A 17,138-nucleotide genomic window follows, 5' to 3' on the forward strand; every position below is an offset into this window, starting at 1 on the left:
GCCGCACAAGGTGAACAATTCGTTTTTTTGAGAGCTGTGCGATACTGGATTCAACGGTGTTTCAAGAGGGCCGGTTCGGTAAAAAGAGCCGGCGGGATTCAGCAAGCGACAGGTCGCGCGAAGTGTGCGGCGACATCGATTCGGCCCCTACGGCGAACGGAGTTTTGGCGAGATGGCGAGCCTGTCCAAGTTGTTTAGAATGGGCGTATGGCGATCAATCCCAACAAGCAGGATGGCACCGTACTGGAGCGGCAGGAACAGAAGCTCAAACAGCCGTCCATGTACAAAGTGGTGCTGTTGAATGACGACTTCACGCCGATGGAATTCGTCGTGTTCGTCGTGCAGGAACATTTCAATAAGGATCGTGAGACTGCGACGCAGATCATGCTGAAGGTTCATCGCGAAGGCAGGGGAGTTTGTGGGGTCTATACGCGGGACATCGCGTCGACCAAAGTTGAGCAAGTCGTTAGCCACGCGAGGCAAGCGGGTCATCCGCTGCAGTGTGTGATGGAGGAAGCATGATTGCCCAGGAACTGGAAGTCAGTCTGCACATGGCGTTTATGGAAGCACGTCAGGCGCGGCACGAGTTCATTACGGTCGAGCATCTTTTACTGGCCTTGTTGGACAACCCGACCGCGGCTGAAGTGTTGCGTGCATGCGCAGCAAACATTGAAGATTTGCGGCAAAACCTGCGCAATTTCATTCATGACAACACGCCCACCGTGCCCGGCACGGACGACGTCGATACTCAGCCCACGCTTGGTTTTCAGCGCGTAATTCAGCGCGCGATCATGCATGTGCAATCAACGTCGAATGGAAAGAAGGAAGTCACCGGCGCGAACGTGCTGGTCGCTATCTTCGGCGAAAAAGATTCGCATGCCGTCTACTACCTGCAACAGCAGGGCGTGACGCGCCTCGACGTCGTCAATTTCATCTCGCATGGTATTGCGAAGACGAACACGGGCGATGCGGCGAAGGCGAGCAGCGAAGCGAATCCGGAAGCGGAAGACGCGGCAGCGCAAAAGGAAACCCCTCTTGCGCAGTTCACGCAGAACCTGAACCAGCTTGCGAAGGACGGCAAGATCGATCCGCTGATCGGCCGCGAACTGGAAGTCGAACGTGTGGTGCAAGTACTTTGCCGCCGCAGGAAGAATAATCCGCTGCTCGTGGGTGAGGCTGGCGTGGGTAAGACCGCCATTGCCGAAGGGCTCGCCTGGCGCATCACGCGCGGCGAAGTGCCGGATATTCTCGCCGACGCACAGGTGTATTCGCTCGATATGGGTGCATTGCTCGCCGGTACTAAGTACCGGGGCGATTTCGAGCAGCGTCTCAAGACAGTGCTGAAAGAGTTGAAGGAACGCCCGCATGCGGTGTTGTTCATCGACGAGATTCATACGCTGATTGGCGCGGGTGCTGCATCGGGCGGAACGCTGGATGCATCCAATCTGCTGAAGCCGGCGTTGTCGTCGGGTCAACTGAAGTGCATTGGCGCCACTACGTTCACCGAATATCGTGGGATCTTCGAAAAAGACGCAGCGTTGTCGCGTCGTTTCCAGAAGGTTGATGTCGCTGAGCCGACTGTCGAGCAGACCATCGCGATCCTGCGTGGACTCAAGTCACGGTTCGAGGAACATCACGGCGTGAAGTATTCGTCGGGTGCGCTTTCGGCAGCGGCTGAACTGTCGGCGCGTTTCATCACCGACCGTCATTTGCCCGACAAGGCAATCGACGTGATCGATGAAGCGGGTGCCGCGCAACGCATCCTGCCGAAGTCGAAGCAGAAGAAAACGATCGGCAAGAATGAGATCGAGGAAATCATCTCGAAGATCGCCCGCGTCCCGCCGCAAAGCGTGTCGCAAGACGATCGCAGCAAGCTGCAGACGCTGGATCGGGATCTGAAGAGCGTGGTGTTCGGGCAAGACCAGTCCATCGATGCCCTCGCGGCTGCCATCAAGATGGCGCGTGCGGGTCTCGGCAAGACGGACAAGCCAATCGGCGCATTCCTGTTCTCGGGTCCGACGGGTGTCGGCAAGACGGAAGTTGCGAAGCAACTGGCGTTCACGCTGGGGATAGAACTGCTGCGCTTCGACATGTCCGAGTACATGGAACGTCACGCGGTGAGCCGGCTGATCGGCGCGCCGCCGGGATATGTCGGATTCGATCAGGGCGGTTTGCTGACCGAAGCCGTCACGAAGAAGCCGCATTGCGTGCTGTTGCTGGACGAAATCGAGAAGGCGCATCCGGATATCTACAACGTGCTGCTGCAGGTCATGGACCACGGCACGCTGACGGACAACAACGGTCGCAAGGCAGATTTCCGCAACGTCATCATCATCATGACGACGAACGCGGGCGCTGAAGCGATGCAGAAATCGGTTATCGGCTTCACGAACCGTCGGGAAACCGGCGACGAAATGGCCGATATCAAGCGGATGTTCACGCCTGAGTTCCGCAATCGTCTGGACCAGATCATCAGCTTCCGTTCGCTGGATGAAGAAATCATCATGCGCGTGGTCGACAAGTTCCTGATGCAACTGGAAGATCAGTTGCACGAGAAGAAGGTCGATGCTGTCTTTACGGACGCGTTGCGCAAGCACCTCGCGAAGCATGGTTTCGATCCGCTGATGGGCGCACGGCCAATGCAGCGCCTGATCCAGGACACGATTCGTCGTGCGCTGGCTGACGAGTTGCTGTTCGGCAAGCTGATGACGGGTGGCCGCGTGACGGTCGACGTGGATGCGGACGACAAGGTGTCGCTGACGTTCGACGAAAGCCCCGTCCCGCGCAATCCAAACCCGGAAGCGGTCGAGGTCGAGTAAGCAACAAGCAGGCGATGACTGAAGTCAGGTGACACGCGTGTAAGGTGTGTCATCATCGGCGAGGCGGCGCGGAGAAACTTTCCGCGCCGCCTCGCTTTTTTACGTCCGCGAGCGTTGCGGATATTGACTTCAAGAGGTTGATTTGAGCTTTGAACGTGGGTCGTTCGAGACCATTGTCGAACGGGAGAAGGGGCTGCACCGGAGTCTGACGGCCGGACAGATGTCGATGATCGCCATTGGCGGGGCGATTGGAACGGGATTGTTTCTGGGCAGTGGTTTTGCGATTGGCTTTGCCGGGCCGAGCGTGTTGCTGAGTTACGCGATAGGCGCGGTCATCGCCTTGTTGCTGATGGGCGCGCTTGCCGAGATGACGGTGGCGCATCCGACATCGGGTTCGTTCGGCGCTTACGCAGAGTTTTATATCGGGCCGCTCGCGGGGTTTCTCGTGCGGTACGCCTACTGGTCGGCGGTTGTGTTCGCCGTCGGCACGGAGGTCAGCGCGGTTGCCGTGTTCATGAAGTACTGGTTCGCGAACGTGCCGGGCTGGTACTGGATCGTCGGGTTTTCGGGCGCGTTGATCGGCGTGAACGCAGCCAGCGTGAAGGTCTACGGCGTGATCGAGTATGCGTTTTCGATGCTGAAGATCGTGGCTATCGTCGCGTTCATTTTGCTCGGCGCCGTGTTCGTCTATGGCGCGCCAACGTCTTCCGGCGTGGGGTTCAGCAACTTCACCGCGCACGGTGGGTTCTTTCCGCACGGCTTGAAAGGCATGTGGTTCGCGGTGATCGTGTCGATTTTCAGCTACCTGAACATCGAGACCATTGCGGTCGCAGCGGGCGAAGCGCGCGATCCTCAACGCGCAGTGGCGAAGGCGTTCAGGTCGACCGTCTTCCGTCTTGTGCTGTTTTACTTACTCACGCTGGCGCTGATGCTGGCCATCGTTCCATGGACGCAGGCGAGCACTGACGAAAGTCCGTTCGTCAAGGTGATGGCCGCCACGCACGTTCCGTACGCGGCGGGTGTGATCAACTTCGTGGTGCTGGTCGCGGCGCTGTCCGCCATGAACAGCCAGCTCTATATCACCACGCGCATGATGTTCAGCCTGTCGCGCGCGGGCTACGCGCCGGCTCGATTCGGGCGCCTGAGCGCGAACGGCGTGCCGACCGCGGCGCTTTCCGTCTCGACCATCGGCATTGCGCTGGCGACCGTCCTGACCGCGTTCTGGCCGGCGATGGCCTTCGGCTTGATGATGTCGCTCGCCATTTTCGGCGCGATGTTCGCGTGGCTGATGATCTTCGTCACGCATCTTTTCTTCCGCGCGCGCTACAACGGGCCTCCGCTGTCCTTCCGCATGATCCTGCATCCGGTCGGAAGCGTGCTCGGCGCGGTCCTGATGGCCGCGATCATGATCACCACCGCGTTCACCAACGAATTCCGCATGACGCTCGTCTACGGATTTGCGTTCATGGCCGTCCTGATTGGCGTCTATGCGATCTGGTATCGGAAGCGCGCCTAAAAAGCGCCACGAGCGCGGGTAAACACCGACGATAAACCGCTTTGCGTCTCTTTCGTTTCGAAACTAGAATCTTTCGAAACGAAAGTGCAAAGGTGGTTTGTCCGTGCTGGCCAATAAAAACTCGCTTCATCGACGTCTGCGCATTGTCGAACTTGTCCGCAAGCGCGGCGAGGTATCGGTCGATGAACTCGCGACTGCGTTCGACGTATCGAGCGTCACCATCCGCTCTGACCTGAATTACCTCGAGCAGCAGCGCTACCTCATCCGTGCGTTCGGCAAGGCGCGCTACGTCGCGCAACGGCCGGGCGAAAACGTGTTGTCGGCGGTGCCGGCGAGCGCGACCCGGCAGGCCGCCGATATGGCGATCGCAAGGCTGGCGGCGGATTTCATCGATGACCACGCGTCTGTGTTTATCGGCGCCGGAGTGATCACGCACAAGCTCTTGCCCTTGCTCGCCGACCGCTCGAACCTGGCGCTGACGCTCAACGACATTTCAATGGTGCCGACCGTCCAGCGTTTCGTGCGTTGCGAGCTGCGGCTTTCCGGCGGCTCGCTCGATGACGATTCCACCGTGCTGCTCGGTCCTGACGCGGAGCGATCGTTGTCGGCTTTGTCGCTGGATCTGGTAGTGCTCGAAGCGATGGGTTTTGATCGCGAAGGCAATCTGCTGTGCGCCGATCCGCGTCTTGCCGACGTATACAAGGCGGCGTTGAAGAACGCGAAACGGATTGTCGTTGTTGCGTATCAGCCCGCGCTGCAAGGCGAGGGCAAGATGTTTTGTCACGTAAGCCGCCTGGGCGGACTGGTCCTCGATGACGCCATCGACCCACCCACGCTCGACCTGATTCTCAAGGCCGGACTCGATGTGAACCGGCGGGAAGAAGGGATTCTCGAATTTCGTAATCAGCAACCCTAAACAATATCTGGAGACACGTTCATGTTTCGTCGTTCCGTCCTGGCCGTTCTTGTCACCGCTGTCGCTGCAACCGCCGCCCACGCCGCCGATGTGAAGATTGGCGCATCGCTGCTTACGCAACAGCATCCGTTCTACGTCGAACTCGCCAACGCAATGAAAGCGGAAGCCGCGAAGGATCACGCGCAAATCGATATTGCAATTGCAAACCAGGATCTGAGCAAGCAGATCGCCGACGTGCAGGATTTCGTCACGAAGAAGGTCGATGTGATCGTGATCTCGCCGGTCGATTCGAAGGGCGTGAAAGCCGCCGTGCTGACGGCGGAGAAGGCCGGCATTCCAGTCATCACCGTCGATATCAGCGCGGCAGGCGTCGAGGTTGCATCGCATATCGCGACCGATAACTACGCTGGTGGCTTGCAAGCCGGCGCGCTGATGTGCAAGGTGCTGGGCGGCAAGGGCAAGGTCGGCGTGATCGATTACCCGACGATCCAGTCCGTGATCGACCGCGTGACGGGCTTCAAGAAAGCGCTCGCCGCATGCCCGGACGTGAAGATCGTCGCAATCCAGCCGGGCATCACGCGTGCCGATGCATTGAGCGCGGCGCAGAACATGTTGCAGGCGAACCCTGATCTCGCGGGCATCTTCGGTTTTGGCGATGACGCTGCAATGGCTGCAGCGGTCGCAGGGAAATCGGCGGGGAACAAAGTGAAGGTGATCGGCTTCGACGGCATGCCGGAAGCGCGCGCAGCAGTCGATAAGAACCCGAACTTCGTTGGCGTGATCCGTCAGTATCCGGACAAGATGGGTGCGCTCGCAGTGGACACGGCCGTCAAGGTCGCGGCCAAGCAAGCGGTGCCGAAGCTGCAGCCGGTCACGCCCGGGCAGTATCTGAACGCGTCGGTGAAATGAATACCGTCTTGGAACCTCGCGATGCCGTGCGGTTTCCCACGCCGTTGCTCGAGCTGCGCGGCATCGCGAAATCGTTCGGTCCGGTCGAGGCGATCAAGGACGTGTCCCTCGCCATCTTGCCGGGCCGCGTCCATACGCTGCTCGGTGAAAACGGCGCGGGCAAGTCGACGCTGATGAAGATTCTCGCGGGCGTTCACGCGCCCACGCGTGGCGAGATCCTGATGAATGGCGCACCTGTTACGTTCGCCACGCCCGGCGAATCGCAGAAGGCGGGCATTGCGATCATTTATCAGGAACTGAGTCTCGCGAAGAATCTGAGCGTTGCCGAAAACATCTTCGCGGGGCACGAGCCGCGGCGTTTTGGCGTGGTCGATTTCAAGCGTTTGTACGCTCAAGCTCAGGTCCTGCTCGATGACCTCGGTATCGATATCGAGGCAACCGCACCTGTTTCACGCCTGTCGATGGCGCAGCGTCAGCTCGTGGAAATCGCGAAGGCGCTGAGCCGCGATGCATCGCTCGTGATCATGGACGAACCCACGTCGTCGCTGAGCGATCGTGAAGCGGAGATCCTGTTTCATATCGTCACGAAGCTGACGGCGAAGGGCGCGGCGGTCGTCTATATCTCGCACCGCATGGACGAGATCATGCGCATCTCCGATGACATCTCGGTGATGCGCGACGGCCGTTACATCGCGACGTTGCAGAAGGATCAGACGACCATTGGCGCATTGATCGCGATGATGGTCGGCCGCGAAATGAACGATGTTTATCCACGACGGGAAACGCCTTATGTGCGGCCATCGTTGCCGTTGCTGAAGGTCGGCAACCTGACGCTGCCCGGCCAGTTCGAGAACATCAGCTTCGAGATCCACGCGGGCGAGATCCTCGGTTTCTTCGGCTTGATCGGCGCGGGAAGATCGGATGTGATGAAGGCGCTGTTCGGCATCGGCCGGCCGAGCGGCGAGATCACGATGAGCGGCAAGCGCTTGAAGTTGCGCAATCCGGCCCACGCCATTCGCGAAGGCATTGCGTTCGTCACCGAAGACCGCAAGCACGAGGGTCTCGTGCTGATGCACTCCATAGCCAACAACGTGACGATGGCGAGTTTCGAGGAACACGGTTCGCGCTTCGGCATCCTGAACCGCCGCTTCGAACGCGAAGAAACCGCGAACGCCATGGCGCGCATGAACATCCGCGCATCGGGACCGTTCCAGGCCGTTGGAAACTTGAGTGGCGGCAACCAGCAGAAAGTCGTGTTCTCGAAATGGCTGGCGCGCAAACCGAAAGTCCTGATCCTCGATGAACCCACGCGCGGCGTCGATGTCGGCGCGAAGTTCGAAATCTATCGCGTGATTCGCGAGCTCGCCGCAAGCGGGACCGCGATCATCCTCGTTTCATCGGAATTGCCGGAAGCGCTTGCCATGAGCGACCGGCTCGTCGTGATGCGCGAAAAACGCATCGTCCATGAGTTCAACGCTCAAGGTCCGACGCAGGAAGACGTCATGTCGTACGCAACAGGAGCCACAACAGCATGAACCCGAGCCAACTCAGCGGCGGCGCAGCACCGCGCCGTTCGCACGCAAGCGGCGCGTTCAATCGCGCGCTCAGGCATTACGGCGGCATTGTCGTCGGGCTGATCGTCTTGTGCGGATTTTTCTGGGCGCTGTCGCCCAACTTCATGTCCGTGAATAATCTGCTGAATGTCGTGATGCAGGTGTCCATCGTCGCGATACTCGGCTTCGGCATGACCTACGTGCTGCTGCTCGGCGATATCGACTTGTCGGTCGGTGCGACGATGGCACTGGTCGGCACCGTCTGTGCGTTCGCGCTGGAGCATGGTGCATCGCCGTTCCTTGCCGTGCTCGCCGCCATGGGCACCGGGCTCGTTCTCGGGGCCATCAACGGCTCGCTTTCGGCGTTGCTCACGATTCCGTCGTTCATTGTCACCGTCGCCACCATGGGTGTGTTTCGCGGTTTCGCGTATCTGACGTCGAACGGTGTGCCGATTTCCATCGACAACGACGCCTTCGCTTTCCTAGGCAACGGCGCGGTGCTCGGCATTCCGCTGCCCATCTGGATTCTCGCGGTATTGCTGCTGTTGAATCACTTCGTGCTCTCGCGTACCGTGTTCGGACGCAAGGCGTACCTGGCAGGCGGCAATCGCGAGGCGGCGCTGTATTCGGGTATCGATGTGAACCGTCTGCGGATCATGATCTTCATGATCTCGGGTCTGCTTGCGAGCATTGGCGGCGTGCTGATGACATCGCGGCTTTACTCGGCGCAGCCGAACGCGGGTATTGGTTATGAACTCGATGCCATTGCCGCAGCCGTGCTCGGCGGCACGAGTCTCTCGGGCGGTTATGGAACGATCACCGGAACGCTGATCGGCGCGCTGATCATCGGCGTCATCAACAACGGCATGAACCTGCTGAGCGTTCCCTATTTCTATCAACTCATCGTGAAAGGCATCGTGATTCTGGTCGCGGTGTGTATCGATGTTCAAACGAAGAAACGTCATGCCTAATTCAAACGGTGTTCCCTCGAAGGCCGGCACCATCGTCGCGATGGGCGAGATCCTGGTCGAGATCATGGCCACGAAGATCGGCCAGCGTTTCAGCGAACCGGGCACGCTGATCGGCCCTTTTGCCAGCGGCGCGCCGGCGATCTTTATCGATCAGGTGGCGAAGCTCGGCAGCCCCTGCGCCATGATTGGTTGCGTGGGCGACGACGACTTCGGCGTGCTCAACGTCGAACGCCTACGGACCGACGGCGTGGACGTTTCCGGCATCGCCGTGCTTAAAGACGCGACCACGGGCAGCGCGTTCGTGACGTACCGTGAAGACGGCGATCGCGATTTTATCTACAACATCACGAACAGTGCGTCGGCGCAGTTGTCGGTGGCGAACTTGCGCGAAGACCTGCTGGCCAACTGCGGCAACTTCCACGTGATGGGGTCGTCACTGTTCTCGTTCAGGATCATCGAAGCCATGAAGCAGGCTATCGAAACGGTGAAGAAGAACGGCGGCACGGTGAGTTTCGATCCGAACATCCGCAAGGAAATGCTGCGGATTCCGGAAATGCGCGATGCGCTCGACTTCATCCTCGATTACACCGACGTCTTCCTGCCAAGCGGTCATGAAGTGACGTTGCTCGCGAGCGCAACGTCGGAGCGTGGGGCTATCGACGAGTTGCTCAAGCGCGGCGTGAAGGAAGTGGTGGTGAAGCGCGGTGCGGAAGGCTGCAGTTTCTTCGATGCCAACGGCGAGACGCATCGCCCGGCGTTCAAAGTCGAAGAACTCGATCCGACGGGCGCGGGCGATTGCTTCGGCGCGACGTACATCAGTTGCCGCGCCCAAGGCATGGACGTGGAGGCGGCGCTCAAATATGCGAGCGCAAGCGGGGCGCGGGCGGTCGGCGTGAAAGGCCCGATGGAAGGCACGGCGACCTTCGCCGAGCTCGACGCGTTTTTGAAAACAGCCACGGAGTAATGTCATGAATTCGATCGTCTCGCGCTTGAGCAATGCGCATCCCGCTTCGGCATGGCTTGCCGGCATCTATTCGATTTGTTCCGCGCATCCGTGGGTGCTGGAAGCGGCCATGCGGCAGGCGCTGGAAGACGGCACGCCGTTGCTGATTGAATCGACATCGAATCAGGTCGACCAGTACGGCGGTTACACGGGCATGAAGCCCGCTGATTTCGTGGAGTTCGTGCGCTCGATTGCAGAGCGTGTCGGCTTCCCGCATGAACATCTGATTCTCGGCGGCGATCATCTCGGACCGAACGCATGGCGTCATTTGCCGGCTGAAGAAGCGATGAAACGCGCCGATGCGTTGATCGATGCGTATGCATCGGCGGGATTCACGAAGATTCACCTCGATACCAGCATGGCTTGCGCCGATGATCCCGAGCGTTTGTCGGACGCAGTTGTCGCATCGCGCGCCGCGCGTTTGTGCGCGGTGGCCGAAGCGGCCGTAAAGCGCGCGAGTCTCAGCGTAAGCCCGGTGTATGTGATCGGCACGGAAGTGCCGGTGCCCGGCGGCGCGGCCGAAGAACTCGAAATCGTTGAACCGACATCGCGCGCAGCCGCAATTGAAACGGCTGCGGTCCACAAAAAGGCGTGGGAAGAGCAGGGCGTAGAGGACACGTGGCCGCGCGTGATCGCGCTGGTCGTGCAGCCGGGCGTGGAATTCGATCACACGAAGGTGATCGACTATGTGCCGTCGCGTGCAGAGTCGTTGAAGAGCGCGCTGGACGATCTGCCCGGCATGGTTTTCGAGGCGCATTCCACCGATTACCAGACCTCCGAAGCGTTGACGGCATTGGTCCGTGATGGCTTCCGCATTCTCAAGGTTGGTCCGGGCGTGACCTTCGCGTTGCGCGAGGCGCTTTACGCGCTGGCGGACATCGAAACGCAGTTGGTCCCCGCGGACAAGCGCTCGAATCTGCGCTCAGTCGTCGAGCGTGTGATGCTCGACAAGCCAGGCAACTGGGAAAAGTATTATCACGGCGATGCCGAACAGCAGCGCGTGTTGCGCACGTACAGTTACAGCGATCGTGTGCGTTATTACTGGGCTGATTCGGAGATCACCAAAGCCGCGCAAAAGCTGCTGGATACCCTAAGCAACTTGAAGATTCCGGAGAACCTGCTCAGCCAGTTCTTGCCGGATCAATATTGGGCAGTGCGGCGCGGTCAGTTGAAGAACGAGCCGCTCGCGCTGGTCCAGGATCGCGTGCGGCAGGTGATCAGGACTTACGCGGCGGCGTGCCGCGCGTAGCGTTTTTTAGTTACCCGAAGCTCAGTGCTTGCCCGTGCTGCCGAAACCACCGGCGCCGCGCTCGCTCTGGGCGAAGTCATCGACAATATTGAACGTTGCCTGGACCACCGGCACGATCACCAGTTGCGCAAGGCGTTCAAGCGGGTTCAGCGTAAACGCCGTATCGCCGCGATTCCATGTCGAGATCATCAGTTGCCCCTGATAGTCCGAGTCGATCAAGCCGACCAGATTCCCGAGCACCACGCCGTGTTTGTGACCCAGGCCGGAGCGCGGCAAAATCAGCGCTGCATAACCCGGATCTTCGATATGAACTGCCAGGCCCGTGGGCACGAGCGTGGTCTGACCCGGCTTGAGCGTGATGGGTGCGTCCAGGCACGCGCGCAGATCGAGTCCGGCGCTTCCCGACGTGGCGTAGGCGGGCAAGTAATCGCGCATGCGCGCATCGAGGATCTTGATGTCGAGTTTCATGAGTTCTGTTTGTTGAGTTCGAACGCTTCAGCCAGCAGTTCATACGAGCGCAGACGCGCCTGATAACTTCCCGCCACCGTCAGCACGATCAGTTCGTCGGCATCGAAACGTTGCTGGAGTTCATGCAATTGTTCGGTCACGCGTTCCGGCGTACCGATGATGCTGCGATTCTTTTCGCGCGCAATGACGTTCAGTTCGCGCTCGCCGAACGCCTGGTTCGCCCCTTGCGCAATGGATGGAATCGGCATGTTCAGCCCATAAGCCATTTGCACGCGGCGCAGATCCACGGCGCGTTCGAGCGCGGCCGCTTCGGTTTCGGTATCGGCGCAAATCACGAATACGGCGGCGGCAAGATAAGGCTTCGACCCATTACGCGGTACAAACCGTTCGCGATACGCCTCCGCCACCCGATGCCCGTATTGCGCGTTGATGAAATGCGCGAACGCGAAGCGAATTCCCAGTTGCGCTGCGAGCAAACCGCCAAAGTCGCTGGAACCGAGCATCCACAATTCAGGACGCGTTTCGATTTCAGGCTGCAGCAAAACGCCGTGCGCGAGATGATCGTCGGGGAGGGTGCCGTCGAACAAACCAACGAGTTCGCCGACCTGCTGCGGAAAAATATCGCCGCGATTGTAGTCGCCCGCGGCCACCGCCTGCGCCGTGCGCATATCGCCGCCGGGCGCGCGTCCAACGCCCAGGTCCACGCGGTTCGGGAACAGCGCTTCGAGCATCAGGAATTGCTCGGCCACCTTGAACGCGCTGTAGTAGGGCAGCATGACGCCGCCCGAACCAATGCGGATTTGCTGCGTGATGCTGCCGATGCGCGCCAGCAAAACCTCCGGACACGGATTCGATACCCCCCGCAACCCGTGATGCTCCGCGCACCAGTAACGCGTGTAGCCGAGGTCATCGGCGAGGCGCGCCAGATCGAGCGTGGCCGCGATGGCGTCGGCGGTGGTGTGGCCGTGAATGACCGGTGTTTGATCGAGTACGGAGAGTCTGGTTGGCATGGCGGTCTATCCGGTCAAGACAGCAGCGATCCGCCGCGCGGCACACGCTTCGCAATTTCGGCGATGAGCAAACGGGCCAGCAGTTTTTTATCGGCGCGCGGCAGGCGTGTAATACCCGATGCTTCGAACAGCACGACCTCGTTGTCGTCCAGACCGAACGTCAGCGGCCCGAGATTGCCGATCAGAAGCGGCACATTCTTGCGGGCGCGTTTTTCTTCGCCATGCACTTCGAGATCGCCGCTTTCCGCCGCAAAACCGACGCAATACGGCGGATTCGGCAAACGCGCGACGGTCGCGAGAATGTCCGGATTTTCGATGAACGTGAAGGTGGGCATGGCGTGGTCAGCGGCCTTCTTGATCTTGTGTTCGCTCACATGATCGACACGCCAGTCGGCGACCGCCGCCACCGCAATGAAGATGTCCGCATCGGCTGAAGCGTGCAGCACGGCGTCGTGCATCTGCTGCGCGGTCTGCACATCTTCCCGATCCACGCCCCAGGGCGTTTCCAGCGTAACCGGACCGGCGACCAGATGCACATCGGCCCCGGCCTGAGCCGCCGCACGCGCCAATGCAAAACCCATCTTGCCGGATGATCGATTGGTAATGCCGCGCACGGGATCGAGCGGTTCAAAGGTCGGGCCGGCCGTGATCAACACGCGATGCCCTTGCAGGATCTTCGGCTGGAAGAACGCGCAGATCGCTTCGAACGTAGCCGAGGGTTCCAGCATCCGGCCATCGCCCACTTCGCCGCACGCTTGTGCGCCGGAGTCCGGACCCAGCACCTGCACGCCATCGGCACGCAGTTGCGCGACGTTGCGTTGCGTCGCCGGGTTCTGCCACATCTGGCGGTTCATTGCGGGGACGACGAGCAGCGGACAATCGCGCGCCACGCACAACGTGGAGAGCAGGTCGTCGCAATTGCCATGCGCGAGCTTCGCGATAAAGTCGGTGGACGCGGGCGCGATCACGATTGCATCGGCTTCACGCGACAAATCGATATGCGCCATGTTGTTCGCAATCCGCGCGTCCCATTGCGACGTGTAGACGGGACGCCCGGACAACGCCTGCATGGTGACAGGCGTGATGAACTGCGTGGCGGCTTCGGTCATGACGATCTGAACCGTCGCGCCGGCTTTCACCAGCAGCCGCGTGAGCTCAGCAATCTTGTAGCAAGCGATACCGCCCGACAGGCCGAGTACCAGATGCTTTCCTGCGAGTTCTGCCGTGTCCAACGCTGCCTCCAAAAAGCTCGCCGTAAGGCGGGTTACTTCGCTCCGCGCACGCGCCGCAGTTCGTCGAATACGAGCAGCACCGCGCCAATGGTGATCGCGCTGTCGGCGAGATTGAACGCCGGCCAGTGCCATCCGTTGACGTGGAAGTCCAGGAAGTCGATCACGTGCCCATAAGCCACGCGATCGATCACATTGCCAAGCGCGCCGCCCATGATCAGCGCGAGCGCCGTGCAGAACAAACGCTGCGTGCCGTGGCGCTTGAGTAAATAGACGATCACGATCGCCGCGACCACGCCGAGCGCCGTGAAACCCCAGCGCTGCCATCCGCCGGCGGCAGCCAGGAAGCTGAACGCCGCGCCCTTGTTATAGACAAGAAACAGGTTGAAGAACGGCGTAAGCGCGTGGGGTTCCGCGTAGCTGAACACCCGCGCCACAGCGATCTTCGAGAGTTGATCGAAGAGAATTACGATCAGCGACACACCCAGCCACGGCGCGAGGGAACCACTGCTTTGTTTCGACATCGTTCTTGCCATTATGCTGCGCTCCGCTTTTCGCCTTCACCGAAGAGGTTGCTGATACACCGGAAGCACAAGCCGGGATGTTCCGCCGATGCCCCCACGTCCGCCGTGTAATGCCAGCAGCGCTCGCATTTCAGATACTTCGATGCAATCACATCGACACCTTCGTCCGCTTCGCTCGCCACTTCCACGACCTGCGCCGCCGAAGTGATCAGCACGAAACTGAGGTCGTCGCCGAGACTTGTCAGCGCCTGATAACGCGCGCCGCTTGCCCGCACTTCCACTTCAGCCTGCAACGACGAACCGATCAGGTTGGCCGTGCGCGCTTCTTCCAGTGCCTTGGTGACGTCGCTGCGTGCCGAGCGGATCAGCGTCCACATGTCGAGCAGCTCACCGGCATCCGGTACTTGCGGGTAGTCGTGATAAACCTCGGTGAAGATCGTATCGCGGCCGGGTTGCAGGACCTTGTACGCCTCTTCCGCCGTGAACGACAGATACGGCGCGACCAGGCGCAGCAAACCATGGGCGATGTGATGCAGCACCGTCTGCGCCGCGCGGCGTTCGCTCGAATCGGGCTTCATGGTGTAGAGCCGGTCCTTCAGCACATCCAGATAGAACCCGCCGAGATCTTCCGAGCAGAACGTCGCGAGCTTCGACACCACCGGATGGAACTCGAACTTCTCGTAATGCGCGAGGACATCGTCTTGCAGGTTCTGTGCGAGCGCGACGGCGTATTTATCGATCTCGAGCCATTCTCCGACCGGACGCGCGTCCTTCTCGAAGTTGAAATCGGAGAGATTGGACAAGAGAAAACGCAGCGTGTTGCGAATCCGCCGATAGGTCTCCGTCACGCGTTTCAGGATCTCTTCCGAGATCGCGAGCTCGCCGGAATAATCCGTCGATGCAATCCACAAGCGGATGATTTCCGCGCCCAGCCGGTTCGACACTTCATGCGGATCGACGCCGTTGCCGAGCGACTTCGACATCTTGCGGCCTTCGCCATCGACGGTGAAGCCGTGGGTCAAGAGCGCGTTGTACGGCGGACGGCCATCGAGCATGGAAGCCGTCAGCAACGACGAATGGAACCATCCGCGATGCTGGTCCGAACCTTCCAGATACAAGTCGGCCGGGAACTGCAGCGAATCCTTGTGCGAGCCGCGCAGCACGTGCCAATGCGTCGTGCCGGAATCGAACCAGACGTCGAGCGTGTCGCGATTCTTTTCGTACATGTTGGCTTCGTCGCCGAGGAGTTCCTGGGGATCGAGCGTTTGCCATGCCTCGATGCCGCTCACCTCCACGCGCTTTGCCACTTCCTCGAGCAGTTCCAGCGTGCGCGGATGCAGATCGCCCGTTTCCTTGTGCACGAAGAACGCCATCGGCACGCCCCATTGGCGCTGACGCGAAAGCGTCCAGTCCGGGCGGTTCGCAATCATGCTGTACAGGCGCTGCTTGCCCCAGGCCGGGAAGAACGCGGTGTTCTCGATGCCTTCCAGCGCGGTCTCGCGCAGCGTGCGTGAGGTGTCGTTCGGCTTCACGTCCATGCCCGCGAACCACTGCGACGTCGCCCGATAGATGATCGGCGTCTTGTGGCGCCAGCAGTGCATGTAGCTGTGCGTGTACTTCTGGGTCTTGAGCAGCGAGTGCGCGCCGCGCAGCGCTTCGATGATCTGGTCGTTCGCTTCCCAGATCGACAGGCCGCCGAAGAGCGGCAACGACTCGATGTACCGCCCATCGCCCATCACGGGGTTGATGAAGTCGGCGTCCGTCATGCCATGCGCCTTGCACGAGATGAAGTCTTCCACGCCATATGCCGGCGACGAATGCACGATCCCCGTGCCGCTTTCCGTCGTCACATAGTCGCCGAGAAACACCGGCGCCGTACGCTTGTAGCCCGGATGCGCCGCGCTCAGCGGATGGTGAAAACGCAGGCCGCTCAGCTTCTCGCCCGACGTGGTCGCGACGGTCGTGCCGGTCACGCCGTATTGCTTGAGGCACTCCTCGACACGTTCTTCCGCCAGGATCAGCAGACCCTTTTCGGTATCGACGAGGCTGTAGACGATCTCCGGATGCACGTTCAGCGCCTGGTTGGCGGGAATCGTCCACGGCGTCGTGGTCCAGATCACGATGCCGCCTTCCGCCTCATTGCCACCCTTCGGCAGTTCGGTGAGTCCGAAAGCCTGCGCGGTTTTTTCCGGCTCGGCGAAGGCGAACATCACGTCGATGGTCGGATCGGTCTTGTCCTTGTATTCCACTTCCGCTTCGGCCAGCGCCGAGCCGCAATCGAAACACCAGTTCACCGGCTTCAGCCCGCGATACACATAACCCTTCTCGACGATCTTCCCCAGCGCGCGGATTTCGCCCGCTTCGTTGACGAAGTTCATGGTCTTGTACGGGTTGTCCCAGTCGCCGAGAATGCCCAGCCGGCGAAAACCCAGCTTCTGCTTTTCGATCTGCTCGCTCGCATATTTGCGGGCCTTTTCCATCACTTCGCGCGCCGGCAAGGACTTGCCGAACTGCTTCTCGATCTGGATTTCGATAGGCATGCCATGGCAATCCCAGCCTGGCACATAAACCGCATCGAAGCCCGCCAGGTTGCGCGCCTTCACGATCATGTCCTTCAGGATCTTGTTCACCGCGTGGCCAAGATGGATGTCGCCATTCGCATACGGCGGGCCGTCATGCAGGATGAACTTCTTGCGGCCTTTGCTGGCGGCGCGGATCTTCTCGTAGATCTTGTTGTCCTGCCATTCCTTCACCCATTGCGGCTCGCGCTTGGGCAAATCGCCACGCATGGGAAACGGTGTATCGAGCAGGTTGACCGGATATTTCGACTGGGGCTTGGCTTCTTTCTTGTTGCTCATGAATGACTCGATATGGATTCGATGAAGCGGCGGTTCCGGACTTGGATGGCATCCGGGAACGGGCTCGAAATGCTTGAAAAAGGTATCCGCGATGTGATGAGCGAGGCAGCGGG

The 17,138-nt window shown here is 60.2% G+C and carries 14 protein-coding genes; 9 read left to right on the top strand and 5 right to left on the bottom strand.

What is annotated here, in order from left to right; all coding sequences use genetic code 11:
- The first annotated feature begins 207 nt into the window (after window positions 1-207).
- The 9 genes from clpS to AXG89_RS09410 all read left to right on the top strand — a co-directional run bounded on the left by clpS (window position 208) and on the right by AXG89_RS09410 (window position 10,936).
- Window positions 208-522 carry an ATP-dependent Clp protease adapter ClpS gene (gene clpS / locus AXG89_RS09370; RefSeq protein WP_031359828.1) on the top strand — a complete coding sequence of 105 codons (315 nt, stop codon included), beginning with the start codon at window positions 208-210 and terminating at the stop codon, window positions 520-522.
- Complete coding sequence (gene clpA / locus AXG89_RS09375; protein ID WP_061998708.1) at window positions 519-2,819, top strand: ATP-dependent Clp protease ATP-binding subunit ClpA; 2,301 nt, start codon at window positions 519-521, stop codon at window positions 2,817-2,819. Before clpS ends, clpA begins: the two co-directional genes overlap by 4 nt.
- A 142-nt stretch (window positions 2,820-2,961) precedes the next feature.
- On the top strand, window positions 2,962-4,335 hold the full coding sequence (locus AXG89_RS09380) for an amino acid permease (RefSeq protein ID WP_062169402.1): 1,374 nt from the start codon (window positions 2,962-2,964) through the stop codon (window positions 4,333-4,335).
- A gap of 103 nt (window positions 4,336-4,438) precedes the next feature.
- Window positions 4,439-5,251 (top strand): DeoR/GlpR family DNA-binding transcription regulator, encoded by an 813-nt coding sequence (locus AXG89_RS09385; protein ID WP_062170478.1) that lies wholly within the window; start codon window positions 4,439-4,441, stop codon window positions 5,249-5,251.
- A gap of 21 nt (window positions 5,252-5,272) precedes the next feature.
- Entirely contained in the window at window positions 5,273-6,160 is an 888-nt protein-coding gene (locus tag AXG89_RS09390; RefSeq protein WP_061998710.1) for a substrate-binding domain-containing protein, read from the top strand.
- The gene (locus AXG89_RS09395; protein ID WP_062169404.1) at window positions 6,157-7,695 is read left to right on the top strand and encodes a sugar ABC transporter ATP-binding protein; all 1,539 of its coding nucleotides are present in this window, start codon (window positions 6,157-6,159) and stop codon (window positions 7,693-7,695) included. The genes AXG89_RS09390 and AXG89_RS09395 overlap by 4 nt, the downstream gene beginning before the upstream one ends.
- Window positions 7,692-8,684 carry an ABC transporter permease gene (locus AXG89_RS09400; protein ID WP_062169406.1) on the top strand — a complete coding sequence of 331 codons (993 nt, stop codon included), beginning with the start codon at window positions 7,692-7,694 and terminating at the stop codon, window positions 8,682-8,684. The genes AXG89_RS09395 and AXG89_RS09400 overlap by 4 nt, the downstream gene beginning before the upstream one ends.
- Entirely contained in the window at window positions 8,677-9,648 is a 972-nt protein-coding gene (locus tag AXG89_RS09405) for a tagatose kinase (protein ID WP_061998713.1), read from the top strand. The genes AXG89_RS09400 and AXG89_RS09405 overlap by 8 nt, the downstream gene beginning before the upstream one ends.
- A 4-nt stretch (window positions 9,649-9,652) precedes the next feature.
- Window positions 9,653-10,936: a D-tagatose-bisphosphate aldolase, class II, non-catalytic subunit gene (locus tag AXG89_RS09410; RefSeq protein ID WP_062169408.1), complete on the top strand. Its 1,284-nt coding sequence runs from the start codon at window positions 9,653-9,655 to the stop codon at window positions 10,934-10,936.
- Between the two features lie 21 nt (window positions 10,937-10,957).
- On the opposite strand, the gene dut is transcribed toward AXG89_RS09410, so the two are convergent.
- The 5 genes from dut to ileS are packed head-to-tail and all read right to left on the bottom strand — an operon-like array spanning window position 10,958 to window position 17,025.
- Window positions 10,958-11,404, bottom strand: a complete 447-nt coding sequence (dut, locus tag AXG89_RS09415) for a dUTP diphosphatase (RefSeq protein WP_062169410.1) — start codon at window positions 11,402-11,404, stop codon at window positions 10,958-10,960.
- Window positions 11,401-12,414: an LLM class flavin-dependent oxidoreductase gene (locus tag AXG89_RS09420; protein WP_062169412.1), complete on the bottom strand. Its 1,014-nt coding sequence runs from the start codon at window positions 12,412-12,414 to the stop codon at window positions 11,401-11,403. The genes dut and AXG89_RS09420 overlap by 4 nt, the downstream gene beginning before the upstream one ends.
- A gap of 14 nt (window positions 12,415-12,428) precedes the next feature.
- Window positions 12,429-13,646 (bottom strand): bifunctional phosphopantothenoylcysteine decarboxylase/phosphopantothenate--cysteine ligase CoaBC, encoded by a 1,218-nt coding sequence (gene coaBC, locus AXG89_RS09425; protein WP_062170480.1) that lies wholly within the window; start codon window positions 13,644-13,646, stop codon window positions 12,429-12,431.
- Window positions 13,647-13,678: 32 nt separating this feature from the next.
- A complete protein-coding gene (gene lspA, locus AXG89_RS09430) occupies window positions 13,679-14,179 on the bottom strand; it encodes a signal peptidase II (RefSeq protein WP_061998718.1) in 501 nt (166 codons plus the stop codon).
- Window positions 14,179-17,025, bottom strand: a complete 2,847-nt coding sequence (gene ileS / locus AXG89_RS09435) for an isoleucine--tRNA ligase (protein WP_062169413.1) — start codon at window positions 17,023-17,025, stop codon at window positions 14,179-14,181. Before ileS ends, lspA begins: the two co-directional genes overlap by 1 nt.
- Between the last annotated feature and the right edge of the window lie 113 nt (window positions 17,026-17,138).

This window comes from Burkholderia sp. PAMC 26561, from assembly GCF_001557535.2.
Lineage (GTDB): Bacteria > Pseudomonadota > Gammaproteobacteria > Burkholderiales > Burkholderiaceae > Caballeronia.

What these genes read in the sequence shown, in the direction of transcription:
- clpA (WP_061998708.1), top strand. Translation starts at nt 519, where the DNA reads ATGATTGCCCAGGAACTGGAAGTCAGTCTGCACATGGCGTTTATGGAA.
- AXG89_RS09395 (WP_062169404.1), top strand. Translation starts at nt 6,157, where the DNA reads ATGAATACCGTCTTGGAACCTCGCGATGCCGTGCGGTTTCCCACGCCG.
- clpS (WP_031359828.1), top strand. Translation starts at nt 208, where the DNA reads ATGGCGATCAATCCCAACAAGCAGGATGGCACCGTACTGGAGCGGCAG.
- AXG89_RS09410 (WP_062169408.1), top strand. Translation starts at nt 9,653, where the DNA reads ATGAATTCGATCGTCTCGCGCTTGAGCAATGCGCATCCCGCTTCGGCA.
- AXG89_RS09400 (WP_062169406.1), top strand. Translation starts at nt 7,692, where the DNA reads ATGAACCCGAGCCAACTCAGCGGCGGCGCAGCACCGCGCCGTTCGCAC.
- ileS (WP_062169413.1), bottom strand. Translation starts at nt 17,025, where the DNA reads ATGAGCAACAAGAAAGAAGCCAAGCCCCAGTCGAAATATCCGGTCAAC.
- AXG89_RS09390 (WP_061998710.1), top strand. Translation starts at nt 5,273, where the DNA reads ATGTTTCGTCGTTCCGTCCTGGCCGTTCTTGTCACCGCTGTCGCTGCA.
- dut (WP_062169410.1), bottom strand. Translation starts at nt 11,404, where the DNA reads ATGAAACTCGACATCAAGATCCTCGATGCGCGCATGCGCGATTACTTG.
- AXG89_RS09405 (WP_061998713.1), top strand. Translation starts at nt 8,677, where the DNA reads ATGCCTAATTCAAACGGTGTTCCCTCGAAGGCCGGCACCATCGTCGCG.
- AXG89_RS09420 (WP_062169412.1), bottom strand. Translation starts at nt 12,414, where the DNA reads ATGCCAACCAGACTCTCCGTACTCGATCAAACACCGGTCATTCACGGC.
- lspA (WP_061998718.1), bottom strand. Translation starts at nt 14,179, where the DNA reads ATGGCAAGAACGATGTCGAAACAAAGCAGTGGTTCCCTCGCGCCGTGG.